The 13,981-nt window shown below is 73.1% G+C and carries 11 protein-coding genes; 5 read left to right on the top strand and 6 right to left on the bottom strand.

The genetic code is table 11. The features are described 5' to 3' along the window. Positions 1-30 precede the first annotated feature (30 nt). Entirely contained in the window at positions 31-729 is a 699-nt protein-coding gene (locus ABT123_RS13315) for a sulfotransferase-like domain-containing protein (protein ID WP_351312836.1), read from the bottom strand. A 28-nt stretch (positions 730-757) separates the two neighbouring features. Next, a complete protein-coding gene (locus ABT123_RS13320; protein ID WP_351312838.1) occupies positions 758-1,114 on the bottom strand; it encodes an MbtH family protein in 357 nt (118 codons plus the stop codon). A gap of 281 nt (positions 1,115-1,395) precedes the next feature. Here ABT123_RS13320 and ABT123_RS13325 point away from each other — a divergent pair, with 281 nt between their 5' ends. Further along, complete coding sequence (locus ABT123_RS13325) at positions 1,396-2,505, top strand: transaldolase family protein (protein ID WP_351312840.1); 1,110 nt, start codon at positions 1,396-1,398, stop codon at positions 2,503-2,505. Between the two features lie 105 nt (positions 2,506-2,610). Here the strand turns inward: ABT123_RS13325 and pabB are convergent, their stop codons facing one another. Both pabB and ABT123_RS13335 read right to left on the bottom strand, forming a co-directional pair. Further along, positions 2,611-4,743, bottom strand: coding sequence for an aminodeoxychorismate synthase component I (gene pabB, locus ABT123_RS13330; protein ID WP_351312842.1), 2,133 nt, complete (start codon positions 4,741-4,743; stop codon positions 2,611-2,613). Between the two features lie 62 nt (positions 4,744-4,805). Continuing rightward, positions 4,806-5,570 carry a methyltransferase domain-containing protein gene (locus ABT123_RS13335; RefSeq protein WP_351312843.1) on the bottom strand — a complete coding sequence of 255 codons (765 nt, stop codon included), beginning with the start codon at positions 5,568-5,570 and terminating at the stop codon, positions 4,806-4,808. A 339-nt stretch (positions 5,571-5,909) separates the two neighbouring features. Here ABT123_RS13335 and ABT123_RS13340 point away from each other — a divergent pair, with 339 nt between their 5' ends. Beyond that, on the top strand, positions 5,910-7,838 hold the full coding sequence (locus ABT123_RS13340) for a helix-turn-helix domain-containing protein (RefSeq protein ID WP_351312845.1): 1,929 nt from the start codon (positions 5,910-5,912) through the stop codon (positions 7,836-7,838). Here ABT123_RS13340 and ABT123_RS13345 read toward each other — a convergent pair. Further along, on the bottom strand, positions 7,811-8,980 hold the full coding sequence (locus tag ABT123_RS13345) for an IS701 family transposase (RefSeq protein ID WP_351312847.1): 1,170 nt from the start codon (positions 8,978-8,980) through the stop codon (positions 7,811-7,813). The genes ABT123_RS13340 and ABT123_RS13345 overlap by 28 nt on opposite strands. A gap of 236 nt (positions 8,981-9,216) precedes the next feature. After that, positions 9,217-9,690 carry a phospholipase gene (locus tag ABT123_RS13350; protein ID WP_351312849.1) on the bottom strand — a complete coding sequence of 158 codons (474 nt, stop codon included), beginning with the start codon at positions 9,688-9,690 and terminating at the stop codon, positions 9,217-9,219. A 753-nt stretch (positions 9,691-10,443) separates the two neighbouring features. Here ABT123_RS13350 and ABT123_RS13355 point away from each other — a divergent pair. The 3 genes from ABT123_RS13355 (at position 10,444) to ABT123_RS13365 (ending at position 13,955) form a co-directional block, all read left to right on the top strand. Next, positions 10,444-11,160: a 4'-phosphopantetheinyl transferase family protein gene (locus tag ABT123_RS13355; RefSeq protein WP_351312851.1), complete on the top strand. Its 717-nt coding sequence runs from the start codon at positions 10,444-10,446 to the stop codon at positions 11,158-11,160. Between the two features lie 82 nt (positions 11,161-11,242). Then, complete coding sequence (locus ABT123_RS13360; protein ID WP_351312852.1) at positions 11,243-12,454, top strand: S8 family peptidase; 1,212 nt, start codon at positions 11,243-11,245, stop codon at positions 12,452-12,454. A gap of 205 nt (positions 12,455-12,659) precedes the next feature. Continuing rightward, entirely contained in the window at positions 12,660-13,955 is a 1,296-nt protein-coding gene (locus ABT123_RS13365; protein ID WP_351312854.1) for a hypothetical protein, read from the top strand. Positions 13,956-13,981: the final 26 nt, after the last annotated feature.

The following is a 13,981-nucleotide window of genomic DNA, read 5'->3' on the forward strand; positions in this document are numbered from 1 at the left end:
GGCCGGTCACCGGGTGCCCGGATCACCGGGTCACCGGGTCACCGCCGGTTCGAGTTCGAGGCGGTGGGCGCTCAGCCACGCGTAGTAGGGCAGTTGGTCGGCGTACAGCTCGGCCAGGTGCGGGTCCTCGTGCACCGTGTCGGCGAGGCTGCCCGTACCGGCCGGCAGCCACTCCTCCTCCATGGTCCACCGGCCGGGTTCGGCGGCCGACGGCAGCCCCGTGTGGGTGGCGTACGCGGCGGCCACCGCGGCGGGCCGGGTCGGCAGGTCGGCGGCGTCCACCACCACCGGGATGGCACCGGAGGCCATCCGGGCCAGCTCGAAGATCTCCCAGCAGTTGCCGAAGCCGATCGCGTCGGAGCCGGTCTCCCGTCCGCCGGCCCGGTGCGCGGCGATGACCTCGGCGGGGTCGCGGACGAGGAAGGTGTGCTGGATGCGGGAGGTGAAGCGGGTGTCCATGAGCAGGTCGGGGTGCCGGAAGGCGGTGCTGTCGGTGAAGAGGACCGGATGGGCGCCGGGCCGCTCGGCTCGTTCCAGTACGGATTCAAACAGCGCGGTTGCGGTGCCGTACGAGCGGCCCTCGTGGCTGTACCTCCCCGTGAGCGCGAGCTTGGTGAACGGCTCGTGCAGCACGGTGAGGTCGCCCCGCTCGGTCATCATCCGCTCGAGGGCGGTGGCCCGGCAGCCCGGCGGGCTCCACAGGGCGATCACCTGGAGACGGTCGTGCATTAAATGGATCATGAAAGATGGCTCCCTGTCAGGCCGCGCCCGCGACACCGCCGGCCGGCCGCTCGGAGTCCAGCGCCCGGCGCAGACTCATCGGGCGCATGTCGGTCCAGTTCTCCTCGATCCAGGCGAGGCAGTCCTCTTTGGAGCCGCGATCGCCGACCGACTGCCAGCCCGCCGGAATCTGCTGGTCACCCGGCCAGATCGAATACTGGTCCTCGTCGTTCACCACGATCCAGTAGGACTCGGCGGCAGCACTGGCCATGATCGATTCTCCACACAGGTCGGGGGGATATCCGAAATCGAACGGCGGCGCCGAGGCGCCGACTTTCCACCCTTCAAACAACCAGCCAAGGACTGTTTTCGACAACTGCGGAACGCTGCGCACCGGGAAGTTTGTCACCTCGGGGCACCGGATCCGGGAGAATGTGTCAGCTCGCCCATCGACGGGCACCACCGCAGCTCACAGCGGGTTCTGCGGGCCCGGGAATTGTCCGGCACCCGGCTTTCGGCAACCAATTCATCGGCATGACTTCACCAGTTGACAGCCAGCTGACATAAACCTTCCGCAACAGATGCACATGGCAACGACTGCGGATAGATTCGCCTCCCACCAATACAACAGGGCGCGGCTCTGCGAGAGGGGGCCCGATGGATCTGAGAACGAGGATGACCAGCAATCCTGCGAGACAGCTCGCCGCCGAAGGGGTGTCCCTCTGGCTGGACGGCGTGAGCCACCGACAGGTGTCCTCTGGCGTCCTGGACCGGCTGATCCGCGAAGTCGGGGTCACCGGCGCGACGTTCTCCTTCGGCGGCCTCACCGACGCGGTCAGTGGGGGTCGGGGGGCCGCGTATCGCGACCGGCTGGCCGATCTGGCCGCGTTCGGAGCCGGCCCGGAGGAGGCCGCCCGGGCGCTGGTCGCCGACGACCTGCGGGCGGTCTGCGACGCGCTGAACCCGGTGTGGCGGACCGGCCGGGGTACCGAGGGGCTGGTGTGCGCGGCGGTCGGCCAGACGCTGGATCCGGCCGCCGCGGTGGCCGAGGCCCGCTGGCTGCACTGGATCGTGGACCGCCCCAATCTGCTGGTGCAGTTCCCGGCCGACCCGGTGGGCCTGGCCGCGCTGCGCCGCTGCCTCGCGGAGGGCATCGGGGCCGGTGCCGGCCCGGTCTTCACGGACCGCCAGTACCGGGAGGTGCTGGCGGCCTGGTTCGACGGGCTGGAGGCGGCCCTCGCGGCGGGCCGCCCGCTGCACGGCCTCTCCTCCGCGGTCCGGGTTCCGGTCGGTGTGGTGGATGCGGAGGTGCTGGCGGCCCTGCCGGCCGGCACCCGGCCGGACGGGGTCGCGCAGGCCGTATGCCGGCAGGCCGGAATCGCCGTGGCCCGGCTGGCCTTCACCGTCCACGAGCAGGTGTTCGACGATCCTCGCTGGCCCCGGCTGGCCCGGGCCGGGGCCGTGCCGCCGCGGCTGGCGCTGGCGCTCGACGGGGCCTCCGTACCGGCCTCCTCGGGCGGGCTGGTGGCGGCCGGCACGGTGCACGTCCTGACCGAGGACGGCCTGGGAAGGCTGGCGGAGACGGCGCTGCTGATGGAGGGCGACACCCTCTCCGGACGTCACTTGAGCGCCCGGGACGATCTGGACCGGATCGAGGACCTGGGCGTCCGCTGGCCGGAGTTGGCGCAGAACCTGGAGGCGGAGGCGCCCCGCCGGCAGTACCGGGAGTGGCGGTCGCTGGTGGCCGCGGTGGGCCGCGCGCTGGCCGGCCCGGAGGGCGGGTGACCCCGTACGGCAGGTGACCCGGAGGGCAGGTGACCCCGCACGGCAGGTGACCCCGGCCGCTGGCGCCCGGCCGGGGTCAGGATCCCGATCAGTGGTACGGCGGCCTCAGCCGGAGAGCCCGGAACCCACCGGCACCTCGGCCCGGCCGGGGAAGCCCCCTGCGGTGAGCCCCAGCAGCGGGGCGGACTTGACCGCGGTCTCCTCGAACTCGGCAGCCGGGTCGGAGAGGGCCACGATCGCCCCGCCGATCCCGTACCGGACCCGGCCGGGGGTGAGCACCAGGGTGCGGATGACGATGGACAGGTCGCAGGCGCCGGAGAGCGAGAAGTAGCCGATGGCACCGGCGTAGATGCCCCGCGGTCCGGCCTCCAGCCGGTCGATGATCTGCATCGTACGGAGCTTGGGGGCGCCGGTCATGGAGCCGCCGGGGAAGGCGGCCCGGACGCAGTCCACCGCGCTCAGGCCGGCCCGCAGCCGGGCGGTGACCGTGGAGACCAGCTGGTGGACGGTGGCGTAGCTCTCGATCCGGAAGATGTCCCCGGCCTCGACGCTGCCGGGCTCGGCACACCGGCCCAGGTCGTTGCGGACCAGGTCGACGATCATCAGGTTCTCGGCGCGGTCCTTCTCGCAGGAGGCCAGCTCGCGGCGGATCTCCAGGTCCTCGGCCGCGGTCCGGCCGCGCGGCCGGGTGCCCTTGATGGGACGGGACTCGGCGACGCCCTCGGCGTCCACCCGCAGGAACCGCTCGGGCGAGGTGCTGAGCACCTGGGTCCGGCCGAACTGGAGCAGCGCGGCGAACGGCGCCGGGTGGCTGCGGCGCAGGGCCCGGTAGGTCTCCCAGGAGTCGGGGCTGCCGTCCGCCTCGGCGAGGTTGGTCAGGCACACCTCGTACGTCTCGCCGGCCGCGATCTCGGTGTGGCACTCCTCGATGAGGTCGAGGTAGGCGGACCGGTCGTGGCGCAGCCGCAGTCCGGTGAGCGGTTCCTGCCGGACCGGCCGGGGCAGCGGTACGGGCTCGCCGGTCAGTGTGCGCGCGGTCCGGACCAGCCAGTCACGGGCAGCCTCCTCCTCGCCCCCCTCCGCAAGGGCGAGAAGGTAGGTGGTGCCGGTGTGGTGGTCGAGGACCACGGCGCGGTCGGCGAAGACCATGACGGCGTCCGGGTCCTCGGCCCGGTGCGCGGCCTCGCCGCCGCACTGGGCCTTGAGCTCGTAGCCGAGGTAGCCGACCCAGCCGAGGGCGAAGTCGAAGGGAAGCTCCGGGACTTCGGTCCGGCAGGAGCGCAGGTCGCGGTCGATCCAGTCGAGGAAGTCCTCGGCGACGAGCTGCTCGGGGACGCCGCCGGCCGAGTAGACCGAGACGGTGCCGCTGGTGACGTCGGCCTTGGCGACGCGGGAGAGGGGTCCGGCCGCGTTGCCGAGGTAGGAGAAGCGCCCGTCGGGGCCGTCGGACCGGCTGCTGTCGAGCCAGAAGCCGTGCGGGCCGGAGCGGAACAGCCGGTCGTAGACAGCCTCGTCGTCCCAGCGGGTGGTGAGGATGTCGGCGAGCACCCGGAGCCGGCGGACGGGAGCGGCCGTCGCGGGCGCCGCCGGTACGACCGCCGGGGCCGGGGCCGGGGGCAGGGTCACACCCGGCGCGAGCCGGCGCCCGCCGTGCTGCGCGTGGTGCTCGACGGCCAGCCGCCGGAAGTTGGCGATCAGTTCGTGGCCGTACGTGGTCGCGATCGACTCGGGGTGGAACTGCAGCCCCCAGTGCGGCCGGGAGCGGTGGCGCAGGCCCATCACCACACCGTCCGGGCTCCAGCCGGTGGCCTCCAGCTCGGCGGGCAGGTCGGCGACGGCCAGCGAGTGGTAGCGCACGACGTCGAAGGGGGAGGGCAGTCCGGCGAACAGTCCGCTGCCGTCGTGGATGACCGGGGAGGTCCGGCCGTGGCGCGGCTCGGGGGCGCGGACCACACGGCCGCCGTGGGCCCGGGCCATGCCCTGGTGTCCCAGGCAGATGCCGAGCAGCGGCAGGTCGGAGTGGTCCAGGATGTCGCGGCAGATGCCGAAGTCGGCCGCCCGGTCGGGGGTTCCCGGTCCCGGGGAGAGCACCACCGCGTCGAAGGCGTCGAGCAGGCCCGGTCTCCAGGTCGCCTCGTCGTTGCGCAGCACCACCGGTTCGATCCCGGTGACCTCGGTGATCTGGTGGAACAGGTTGTAGGTGAAGGAGTCGTAGTTGTCGACGAGCAGGGTGCGCACGGCAGCAGTCCTCGCGGATGTAGAGGGGCGTAAGAGCTGGGGGCGGTGCGGGGGGCGGTGGGTCACCTGGCGGGCACGATCGCCATGAGGATGTGGTCCACCGGGTGGTCGTTCTCCCTGACCTGACGGGTGACCAGGGTGAGCAGCTTGCGGCCGGTCTCGGCAGCCAGCTGCCGGAGGAGGTCCAGGTCGCCGCGGGAGCTGAAGTGCAGCAGGGCCGAGCCGTTGAGGGTCAGCCGCTCGCAGACCTCGGCGAGGTAGCGGCGGTGCACGGAGTAGCCGGGGTCCACATAGGCCTTGTCGTGCTCGGAGGCGTAGTGGTGACCGGCGGGCGCCAGAACGTAGTTGGAGCTGAAGAAGATCAGGTCGAATCGTTCCTGCGGGTCGATCGCCGAGAACAGGTCGCTGTGTACGGCCTCCACCCGGGCGGTGACACCGTGGCGGTGGGCGTTCAGCCGGGCGTTGTCCACGGCGTGCGGGTTGATGTCCGCGGCGACCACCCGCCGGCAGCCGGCCAGGGCGCCCATCACGGAGATCACACCGGTGCCGCAGCCGATCTCCAGCATGGAACCGGAGCGGGGGGTCTCCACGGTGTCGGTCCACCCGAGGAAGTCCAGTGCGATGGAGGTGCTGGGCGAGTAGATGGGGGCGAAGACCTCGTCCAGCAGGTCCCAGGTACGGCCCCTCAGCTGGAACTGGTGCGGCCGGTCGGCGCGGGTGCGGGACTCCACACTGCGGGCCAGTGAACGCTGGTAGTCGCGCACCTCGTGGGTGGGGTAGGCGTTGACGAGCGCCGCGGCGTCGGATGCGACGGTGGCCTGGGACATGTTTCCCCCTCCTGGAATGTCACTCGAGATGTGGTCGAGTAGGCGTGCCAGGAAGTCTGCTTCGGGCATGACGGGATACAGAAGGTGAGCCCTCCACACAACATGGGCCCCAGGGTGGTGTTCCGGCCACTGCCCGCCCCGCAGAATCGGATCATTGGCTTACAAAAGACCATGCAGACGGAATCTTCAACTCCTCTTTAACCACGGCCCATTGACAATTGACCATGGAGAGTGACGTCACCTAGATTCCAGCCAGCGAGGTTGTGCACCCCCCACACGTGAGGAAACAACCCCATGGCATTAGATGCGCAGCCGACGCAAACCGGCATACTGACTGTTTTGGAACTACTCGCGCGCGAAGCCCCGGCCGGCGCCTTCGAGGATCTCCTCGGCCCGGCGGGCCGCTCCGGCGCGAGCCGAGCCCGGCGCGAAGAGCTCGACCAGGCGCTGCGGCTCGCCGCCGACGTGCGCGAGCAACTGGGCCGCCGGCAGCAGCGGGAGGCCGTGCTCTCCGCCCTGGTGGACACCGCCCACGACCTCACCCTGCCGTACGACCTGGACGCCCTGCTCCGGGTGATCGCCCGCCGTGCCCGGCTGCTGCTCAACCTGGACATGGCGTACATCAGCTTCCACGACGAGGAGACGGGCGACAGCTACGTACGGACCGCGGACGGCCATGCCACCTCGCTGACCGTGGGCTTCCGGGTGCCCGGCGGCTCCGGTCTGGGCGGTTCGGTCAGAACCAGCAGCGCCCCCTTCTGGAGCCCGGACTATCTGGCCGACGAGCGCGTCTCGCACCATTCCGTGATCGACGAGGTGGTCCGCGCCGAAGGGCTGCGCGCCATCGTCGCCGTACCGCTGCGCCATCGCGGTGTCGCCCTGGGCGTGCTCTATGCCGCCGACCGCACCATCCGGCACTTCACCCCGGACGAGATCGCGCTGATGGCCTCGCTGGGCGATCTCGCCTCGGTGGCCATCGAGAAGACCCGGGTGCTCAGCCGGGCCCGTGCCGACATCGCCGACCTGGAGCGCTACACCTCGCAGGCCAAGTCGGACCTGGTCTCGGAGCGGCGGGCCAACGACGCGCACGCGCGGATGACGGACCTGCTGCTGGCCGGCGGCGATCTCGGCCAGCTGCTCGCGCTGGCCGCCGAAACCCTGGGCGGCACCGCCGCCGCACTCGACCCCGACGGCCGGGTGCTGTCCGCGACCGGGCCGCTTCCCCCCACCGTGCCCGGTCCGGAGGAGACGGCACAGGCCGTCCTGGAAACCCATGTGGCCCGCCGGCCGGTGCAGTTCGGCCCGGACCTGTGGCTCGCCCCGGTCGCCGCCGGCACCGAATGCCTGGGCTGCGTCCTGCTGCACACCGGGGATCCGCTCTCCGACAGCGGGCTGCGGCTGCTGCGCCTGACCGCGGGCACCACCGGTGTGCTGATGCTGATGCACCGTAATACGGCGGTGGCCGAGAGCCAGGTGCGCGAGGAGTTCTTCGAGGACCTGCTGACGGTGCCCGGCCGGCCGTTGGCGCAGCTCCGCGACCGGGCCCGCCGGCTCGGTCTCGACGTGGAACGCCCGTACGCCGTGGCGGTCATCCGCCCCGAGGGCGGCTCGCAGGGCCGGGCGGTGGTGTGGGCCTCGTCCTACGCGCTGCGCGCCGGCGGCCTGTCCACCGTACGCGGCGGCTGCCTCACCCTGCTGCTGCCCTCCGACAACCCGGGGGCGACCGCCCGTCAGGTGTCCGAGGAGCTGTCTCCGCTGCTCGGACATCCGGTGACGGTCGGCGCGGCCGGTCCCACCACCGGGCTGGCGGACATCGAACCGGCGCACGCCGAGGCGGTCCGCTGCCTGGGCGCGCTCACCGCACTCGGCAGCACCGGCACCACGGCCGCCGCGAACGAACTCGGCTTCCTCGGGCTGCTGCTCGGGGACCACCACAGCGTCGGCGGATATATCGCCGACACCATCGGACCCGTCATCGACTACGACAGCCACCGGTTCACCAACCTGGTGCTGACCCTGGAGGCCTATTTCGAGTCCGGCAGCAGCCCCACCCATGCCGCCGAGACCCTGCACGTCCACCCCAACACGGTCTCCCGGCGGCTGGAGCGGATCACCGCGCTGCTGGGCGAGGACTGGCAGGAGCCGGCCCGCGCCCTGGAGGTGCAGCTCGCACTCCGGCTGCACCGCACCCGTGACACCCTCCGGCCGGACGTGCCGGCCCCGGTGACGGGCGAGAACGCTCACGCGGACCGTCTGGGTGCGCCGTAACCCACCATCGGCAGGCCCGCCACCGGTGGTGCGGTCACCATCGCGTGTCCTGTCGCCGGGACACCGGCCGTGGCGTAGCCCACCGCGGTGCGCGGTTCCCCACCTAGGGCGCACACCGCGTGGGCGGCCGAGGCCAGGGTGACGTGCCGGTGCCAGCCCGGGAAGGACCGCCCCTCGAAGTCGCGCATGCCGACCCGCTCGGAGATCCCGGCGAAGTCCCGGTCCACCCGGCGGGACAGCTCCGCCAGCCGCAGCAGCCCGGCCGGCGGCGCCGTGACCAGGTCGGTCAGCAGGATCCGGTCGGGCCGGCGGCGCGGATCGCTCCATTCCGCAAGCAGCATCAGGGGGCGCGCCGGGCCACCGCCCGTGCGGGTGGGCGTCTCCACCCGCACCGCCGCCGTGAAGCCGGTCCGCATCGAGCCGTCGACCCCGTCGGCGTAGCGGACCGGGCGGCGCAGCATCCGGGCCGCCTCCATCACGGTACCGGCCCGGTTCCGGGCGCGGCCGATACCCGGCAGGTGCGGGTCGATGACGGTCACCGGCGTGCTCCCGGCGATCCGCATCACGAACGGCAGCCCGGCCGCCGCGAACTGCTGCGGGAGCTCCTCCGGCCCGCCCTGCACCGCGTCCAGTACCACCGGCAGCCGGCGCAGCATCCCCGACCCGGTGAGGTCCAGTACGGACCGGGCCGCGCAGTCGGCGAGGGTGGTCTCGGCGGGCAGGTGCAGGGACCAGCCGACCGGTGCGCTGACCTCGTCGCCGACGGCCCAGGCGCCGAACGCCTGCTGCCCGTTGACCATGTGACCCAGCCGGGCGTCGAAGCGGCGCTCCACCCCGACCGTGTGCGCCCCCGACTTGGGGATCACCATCGGCTTGACCACCCAGGCCCGGAGGCCGACCGTCCGGTCCAGGTAGACGGCCAGCGCCTCCCGTACCGACTGCCAGTCCCAGGTCGAGCAGCTGATGAAGTGGTGCAGGCTCTGCTCCCCCGCCGCCATGCCGGCGTGCGCGGCAATGCTGCGCATGGACTTCCGGCCGGGCGCGGTCAGCAGGCCCCGGACGTAGAGCTCCGCCTTGCGCCGCTGGTCGGCGCGCGGCAGCGTGTCGAATACGGCGGCGCAGACATGACCGACCGCATCCACCTCCGCTGCATACTGCGGCCGTGTGCGTCGCTCCGCCAGTCGCGAGCTGCCCATGCCCCCGCCTCTTCCCTCGTCCGCCAGGTCACTTCCAGCTTGGCTTCCGGACCCCTCGTGCACGAGGGCCGCCGGTCACACACCCTCACCCGAGGGGTGGTGACGTCGTCACCACAGCCCGGTGAGGGAGCCGGTCATCGGGGGTCCGGCAGGGCGGAATTGTGTGGGCGGGCCACACCGGGTCAGTTCCGGGGGTCCGGCTTCCCGGAGACACCGAAGGCCTTGACCGCCCGGTAGTAGGTCCACGCGGTGCCGTCGCAGGAGACCTTGCGCGCCCCGGAGTAGCGGGCGCAGACCCGCTTGAGGTCGGCGTGGAAGGCCTCGTCGATGCGGGGTTTGTTGGCCTCGTAGGCACCGGCCCGGCGGTAGTTGCGGTAGCCGAAGTCGTGGCGGGCGCAGGCGGTCTGGAAGGGAAACCCGAAGGGGTTGTCCGGCGAGGAGGAGCAATGGTCGGTCGTCCAGTCAAAGGCATACGCGACCCACCCCGCCCGATCCGCCCGGGCCGCCAGCCACTCCTGCTCACTGGCGGCGCCGACCTGGGTCCAACGGCTGAGCACCTGCGGCTTGTCGGCAGGAACGGCGCCGGCCGGTGCGGCTGCGGCGAACGCCGCCACGAGCGCCACAAGGGCGGGAACAACAACGTACGGTCGGCGCATCACGTTCCTCCAGCGAACCCGGCAACGGCCCGGCAACCGGGCCCGCGGAGGCACTAATACCGCACCCCAGCACCCCCGCAGCCCCCTCGAACCACCGCACGCAGCCCTCTGGTTGACGCCATCCCCGCCGGCGGGGGCCAAGCGAACCGCGCTGCGAAGCCCGCCCGGGGGCAAAGCCCACCCGAGGCGGAGCCCGGGGGGGCGGAGCCCGGGGGGGGCGAAGCCCGGGGGGGGCGAAGCCCGGGGGGCGAAGCCCGGGGGGCGAAGCCCGGGGGGCGAAGCCCGGGGGGCGAAGCCCACCCCCGGGCCAACGCCCCCTAAGGGCAAAGCCCGCCCGGGGGCGGGGCCCACCCCGAGGCGGAGCCCGGGGGGCGGAGCCCAACCCCGGGAGCGAAGCCCGCCCGGGGCGAACCCGCACGCGGCGGAGCCCAACCCGGGCCCCGCCCGGGCACGAGCCCACCCGGGCATGAGCCCGCCCGGGGCGAAGCCGCCCGGGCGCGGAGCCCACCCCGGGGTCCACACGGGGGCGGAGCCCATCCGGGCTCGGTTCTCGGAGGCGGAGCCTCCGCCGCGGGCACGGGAAGGTGCACGGCATCTTCGGGTCCGGCAGCAGCGGCGGCAGCCGCATGGCACCTGCCGCGCGGCGGGCTGCGGCTGCCGGGCCGCGGCCACGACGCGGCGTACGCCTCCGCCGCGCGACGGGGTGCGGCGACCGGTGGCTCCCACCGGGCCCGCCTCTCGTACTCTCATCGGGTGACCGAGTACGTGAACCCACTCGGCGGGGCCCGCCCCGCGACCGGCGCGCGCCCCACTGGCACCGCCGTGGCCGTGTGGTCCCTGGACACCACGCTCCCCGTTGTGGGCGGGCACCCGGTGGCCGAGGCCGTCGCGGTGCTGGACGCGGCCGAGCGCGAGCGGGCGGACCGGCTGATCCGGCCGGGCCATCGGCAGCGCTACCTGGCCTCGCACCTCGGCCTGCGCATCCTGCTCGGCCGCTATCTGGACCTGCCGCCGGAGGAGGTCCCCCTGGTCCGGGAGGACTGCCACGGCTGCGGCGGCCCGCACGGCCGCCCGGTCGTCGCCGGCGCCAGCGGCCTGCACTTCTCCCTCTCGCACAGCGCGGACTCCGCCTACCTCGCCTTCGCGGGCGTGCCGGTCGGCGTGGACGTCGAGGCGATGCCGGCGCCGACCGCCGTGGCCGACGTCCTGGACACCCTGCACCCGCGGGAGACCGCGGAGCTGTCGGCCCTGCCCGAGCCGGACCGCCCGGCCGCACTCGCCCGGATCTGGTCCCGCAAGGAGGCCTGCCTCAAGGCCACCGGGGCGGGCCTGACGGGCGGGCTGGCCGAACCGTACGTGGGCTCGGGCCCGGTGCCCGCCCCCGTCCCGGACTGGACGCTGACCGACCTGCCGGCCCCGGCCGGCTACGCGGCGGCCCTGGCCGTCACCGCGGTCGCACCGCACCGGTAGCACGCCCACCGGGAGGGCGTGTCGTGCGGCCACTCGGCGCACCCTCGGTGCGGCCCGGGTGGCCCTCGTTCAGCATCGCCGCATGACCGCACTCTCCGTACTGCTCCCGGCCGCAGCCCTGTTGACGGCCGTGACCCTGCCCGCCCAACCCCCCGCCGACCCGGGTTCCGCCGCGGCGCCAAAGGCACCCGAAGCACCGGCCGCCCCCTACGTCGTCGTCCTCAAGGACACCGCCCCGCGCGCCCTCACCCGCTCCCTGGCCGCCGAGGCGGCCGAGGCCGGCGAGGAGGTCGGCCCCGTCTTCGGTGCCGCGCTGAACGGTTTCGCCGTACGCACCACCCCGGCCCGGGCCGCCGCCTACGCCGCCGACCCCCGCGTGGACCGGGTCGAGCCCGACACCCGCTTCCGGATCAGCGACACCCAGCCGGCGGCCCCCTGGCAACTGGACCGGGTCGACCAGCCCGACCTCCCGCTCGACGGCTCGTACACCTACGGCACCACGGGCGCGGGCGTGACGGTCTACGTCCTGGACACCGGAATCAACACCGACCACCGGGAGTTCGGGGGCCGGGCCGTGAGCGGCGCGAACGCGGTGCGCCACGAGGGGCCCGCCGACTGCAACGGCCACGGCTCGCACGTCGCGGCGACCGCGGGCGGTGCCACGTACGGGGTGGCCAAGGGCGTACGGCTGGTGTCGGTGAAGGTGGCCGACTGCGAGGGCTACGGCAGTCTCTCCGGGATCCTCTCGGGCATCGACTGGATGGTGCGGCACCACGCCACCGCCCGCCCGGCCGGCCCCGCGGTGGCCAACATGAGCATGGGCGGCGGCCAGAGCTTCGTCATGGACCGCGCCGTACGCCGGGCGGTGGCCCGGGGCATCACCTTCACGGCCGCCGCGGGCAACGACAACCTGGACGCCTGCACCTCCTCCCCGGGCTCGGTGCCCGAGGCCCTGACGGTCGGCGCCACGGACTCCGGGGACCGGCGGGCCGGCTTCTCCAACCACGGCTCCTGTGTGGACGTGTTCGCTCCGGGGGTGGGCGTCACCTCGGCCTGGGCCGGCAGCCGGGAGGCGGTCCGCACCCTGTCCGGCACCTCCATGGCTGCCCCGCAGGCGGCGGGTGCCGCTGCCCTGGTCCTGGCCCGGCAGCCGGCGGCCACTCCGGCCCAGGTCGCAGCGGAGCTCGTCCGGTCCTCGGCCCCGGACCGGATCGGCGGAGTGCCGGCCGGCACCGCGAACCGGCTGCTCCAGGTCCCGACGGAGCACGCGACCTTGCCCGCCGTCCCCGAATAGGCCCCACCCGGCACCACCCGGCACCACCCGCCCCCACCCGGCCTGCCCCGGCCTGATGGGACATCAATTTCTGTGCGCTTCGGGCGAAAGCAATCCATTGACTTCTCATGACGGCAAAGCGTCAATGTCGGCCACCGCACCGGCTCGGCCTCCCCCGCACAGCGGGTGGGGGGAGGGTTCGTCATGACGAAGGAGTCGCGACCCAGTGAGTACGAGAACATTTCGGCGAAGAGTTCTGGCCGGGGCGGGAGCCCTCTCCCTGGCCCTGACGGGTGGCGTGGCGGGCCTGGCGGGAACGGCACAGGCGGCGACCAAGACCACGACCGTCTTCGTGCAGTGCGACGCTCCGGATCCCCAGCCGGACGGTTCGGGCAACCAGACCTTCACGGTCACGCTGCCCGACACGGCCAAGGCCGGCGACACCGTGCCCATCACGGTGGACCCGGGCCCGAGCCCCCTGCTGCCGCAGTTCGCAGTAACCACCGAGAACACCACCAAGATCACCCTGGTGGTGGGCAGCGCCAAGCAGACCATCGTCGGCGACCCGGAGACGGTCACCGTCACCCCCGGTGTGCCGCTCGACCCCAAGCCGGTCACCAAGACCATCAAGGTGCCGGACGGCAGCGAGGGCACCACCGTCGACGTCAAGCTCGACCTGATCGTGACGGACGCCAAGCTCGGCGCCTCCGTCTTCACCACGACCTGTACGCCGGTCCCGCGCCCGAGCGCCTCGCTCGGCTCGATCGCGGTCGAGGCCCTGCCGAAGGACCCGGTCACCACCAAGCTGACGCCGAACAGCGGCAAGGCGGGCACCTCCGTGGTGGTCTCCGGCGCCAACTTCCCGGCCGGGCCGGTCACCTGTTCCGCGCAGCTCGGCGGCACGGCCACCGGTGACACCGGTGCCGGCAGCGCGGACGCCTCCGGGGCCGCCTCCTGCACCCTGACGGTCACCAAGAAGGCCGACGCGATCAAGATCGACGGTTCGACCGGCCCGGCGAAGTCCTTCGTCTTCGTCGAGGAACAGGCCGGCGTGAAGAACCCGGTCGACGTCGAGGTGCTGCCCGGCCCGCTGGGCATCGGTCCGAAGGACGGCTTCCCGGCCTCCGAGTGGGGCAAGGTCACCATCAACGGAAAGCCGCAGTCGGTCATCGGCCAGTTCAACGCCGCCACCGTGCAGGACTTCCGCGGCGGCAGCCTCGGCTGGGACGTCACCGCCACCCGCACGCCGTTCCTGAACGAGGCCACCGGCCACTCGATGGCCAACGCGCAGATCGGCATCCAGCCGAGCTGCACCGTCACCAACCCGGACAGCCCGAGCACCTGCACCGCCGGTGCACCGGGGGCGATCACCGACACCCCGATGAAGGTGGCCTCCCAGGCCGCGGGTGGCGACCAGCTGACCGGTGGCGAGTTCGCCGTCGGCGGCGCCGGGATGATCCAGCTCCCGTCGTTCATGTTCGCCGACACCTACCAGTCGGTCGTGACCTTCTCGGTCGCCTGACCGGCCCGATCCCGGGTGGTGCGGGG

Source organism: Streptomyces sp. NPDC002054, assembly GCF_040296685.1.
In the GTDB taxonomy this organism is placed as follows: domain Bacteria; phylum Actinomycetota; class Actinomycetes; order Streptomycetales; family Streptomycetaceae; genus Streptomyces.

Coding starts and splice junctions, on each gene's coding strand:
- ABT123_RS13315 (WP_351312836.1), bottom strand. CDS start 729: ATGCACGACCGTCTCCAGGTGATCGCCCTGTGGAGCCCGCCGGGCTGC.
- ABT123_RS13325 (WP_351312840.1), top strand. CDS start 1,396: ATGACCAGCAATCCTGCGAGACAGCTCGCCGCCGAAGGGGTGTCCCTC.
- ABT123_RS13335 (WP_351312843.1), bottom strand. CDS start 5,570: ATGTCCCAGGCCACCGTCGCATCCGACGCCGCGGCGCTCGTCAACGCC.
- ABT123_RS13350 (WP_351312849.1), bottom strand. CDS start 9,690: ATGCGCCGACCGTACGTTGTTGTTCCCGCCCTTGTGGCGCTCGTGGCG.
- ABT123_RS13360 (WP_351312852.1), top strand. CDS start 11,243: ATGACCGCACTCTCCGTACTGCTCCCGGCCGCAGCCCTGTTGACGGCC.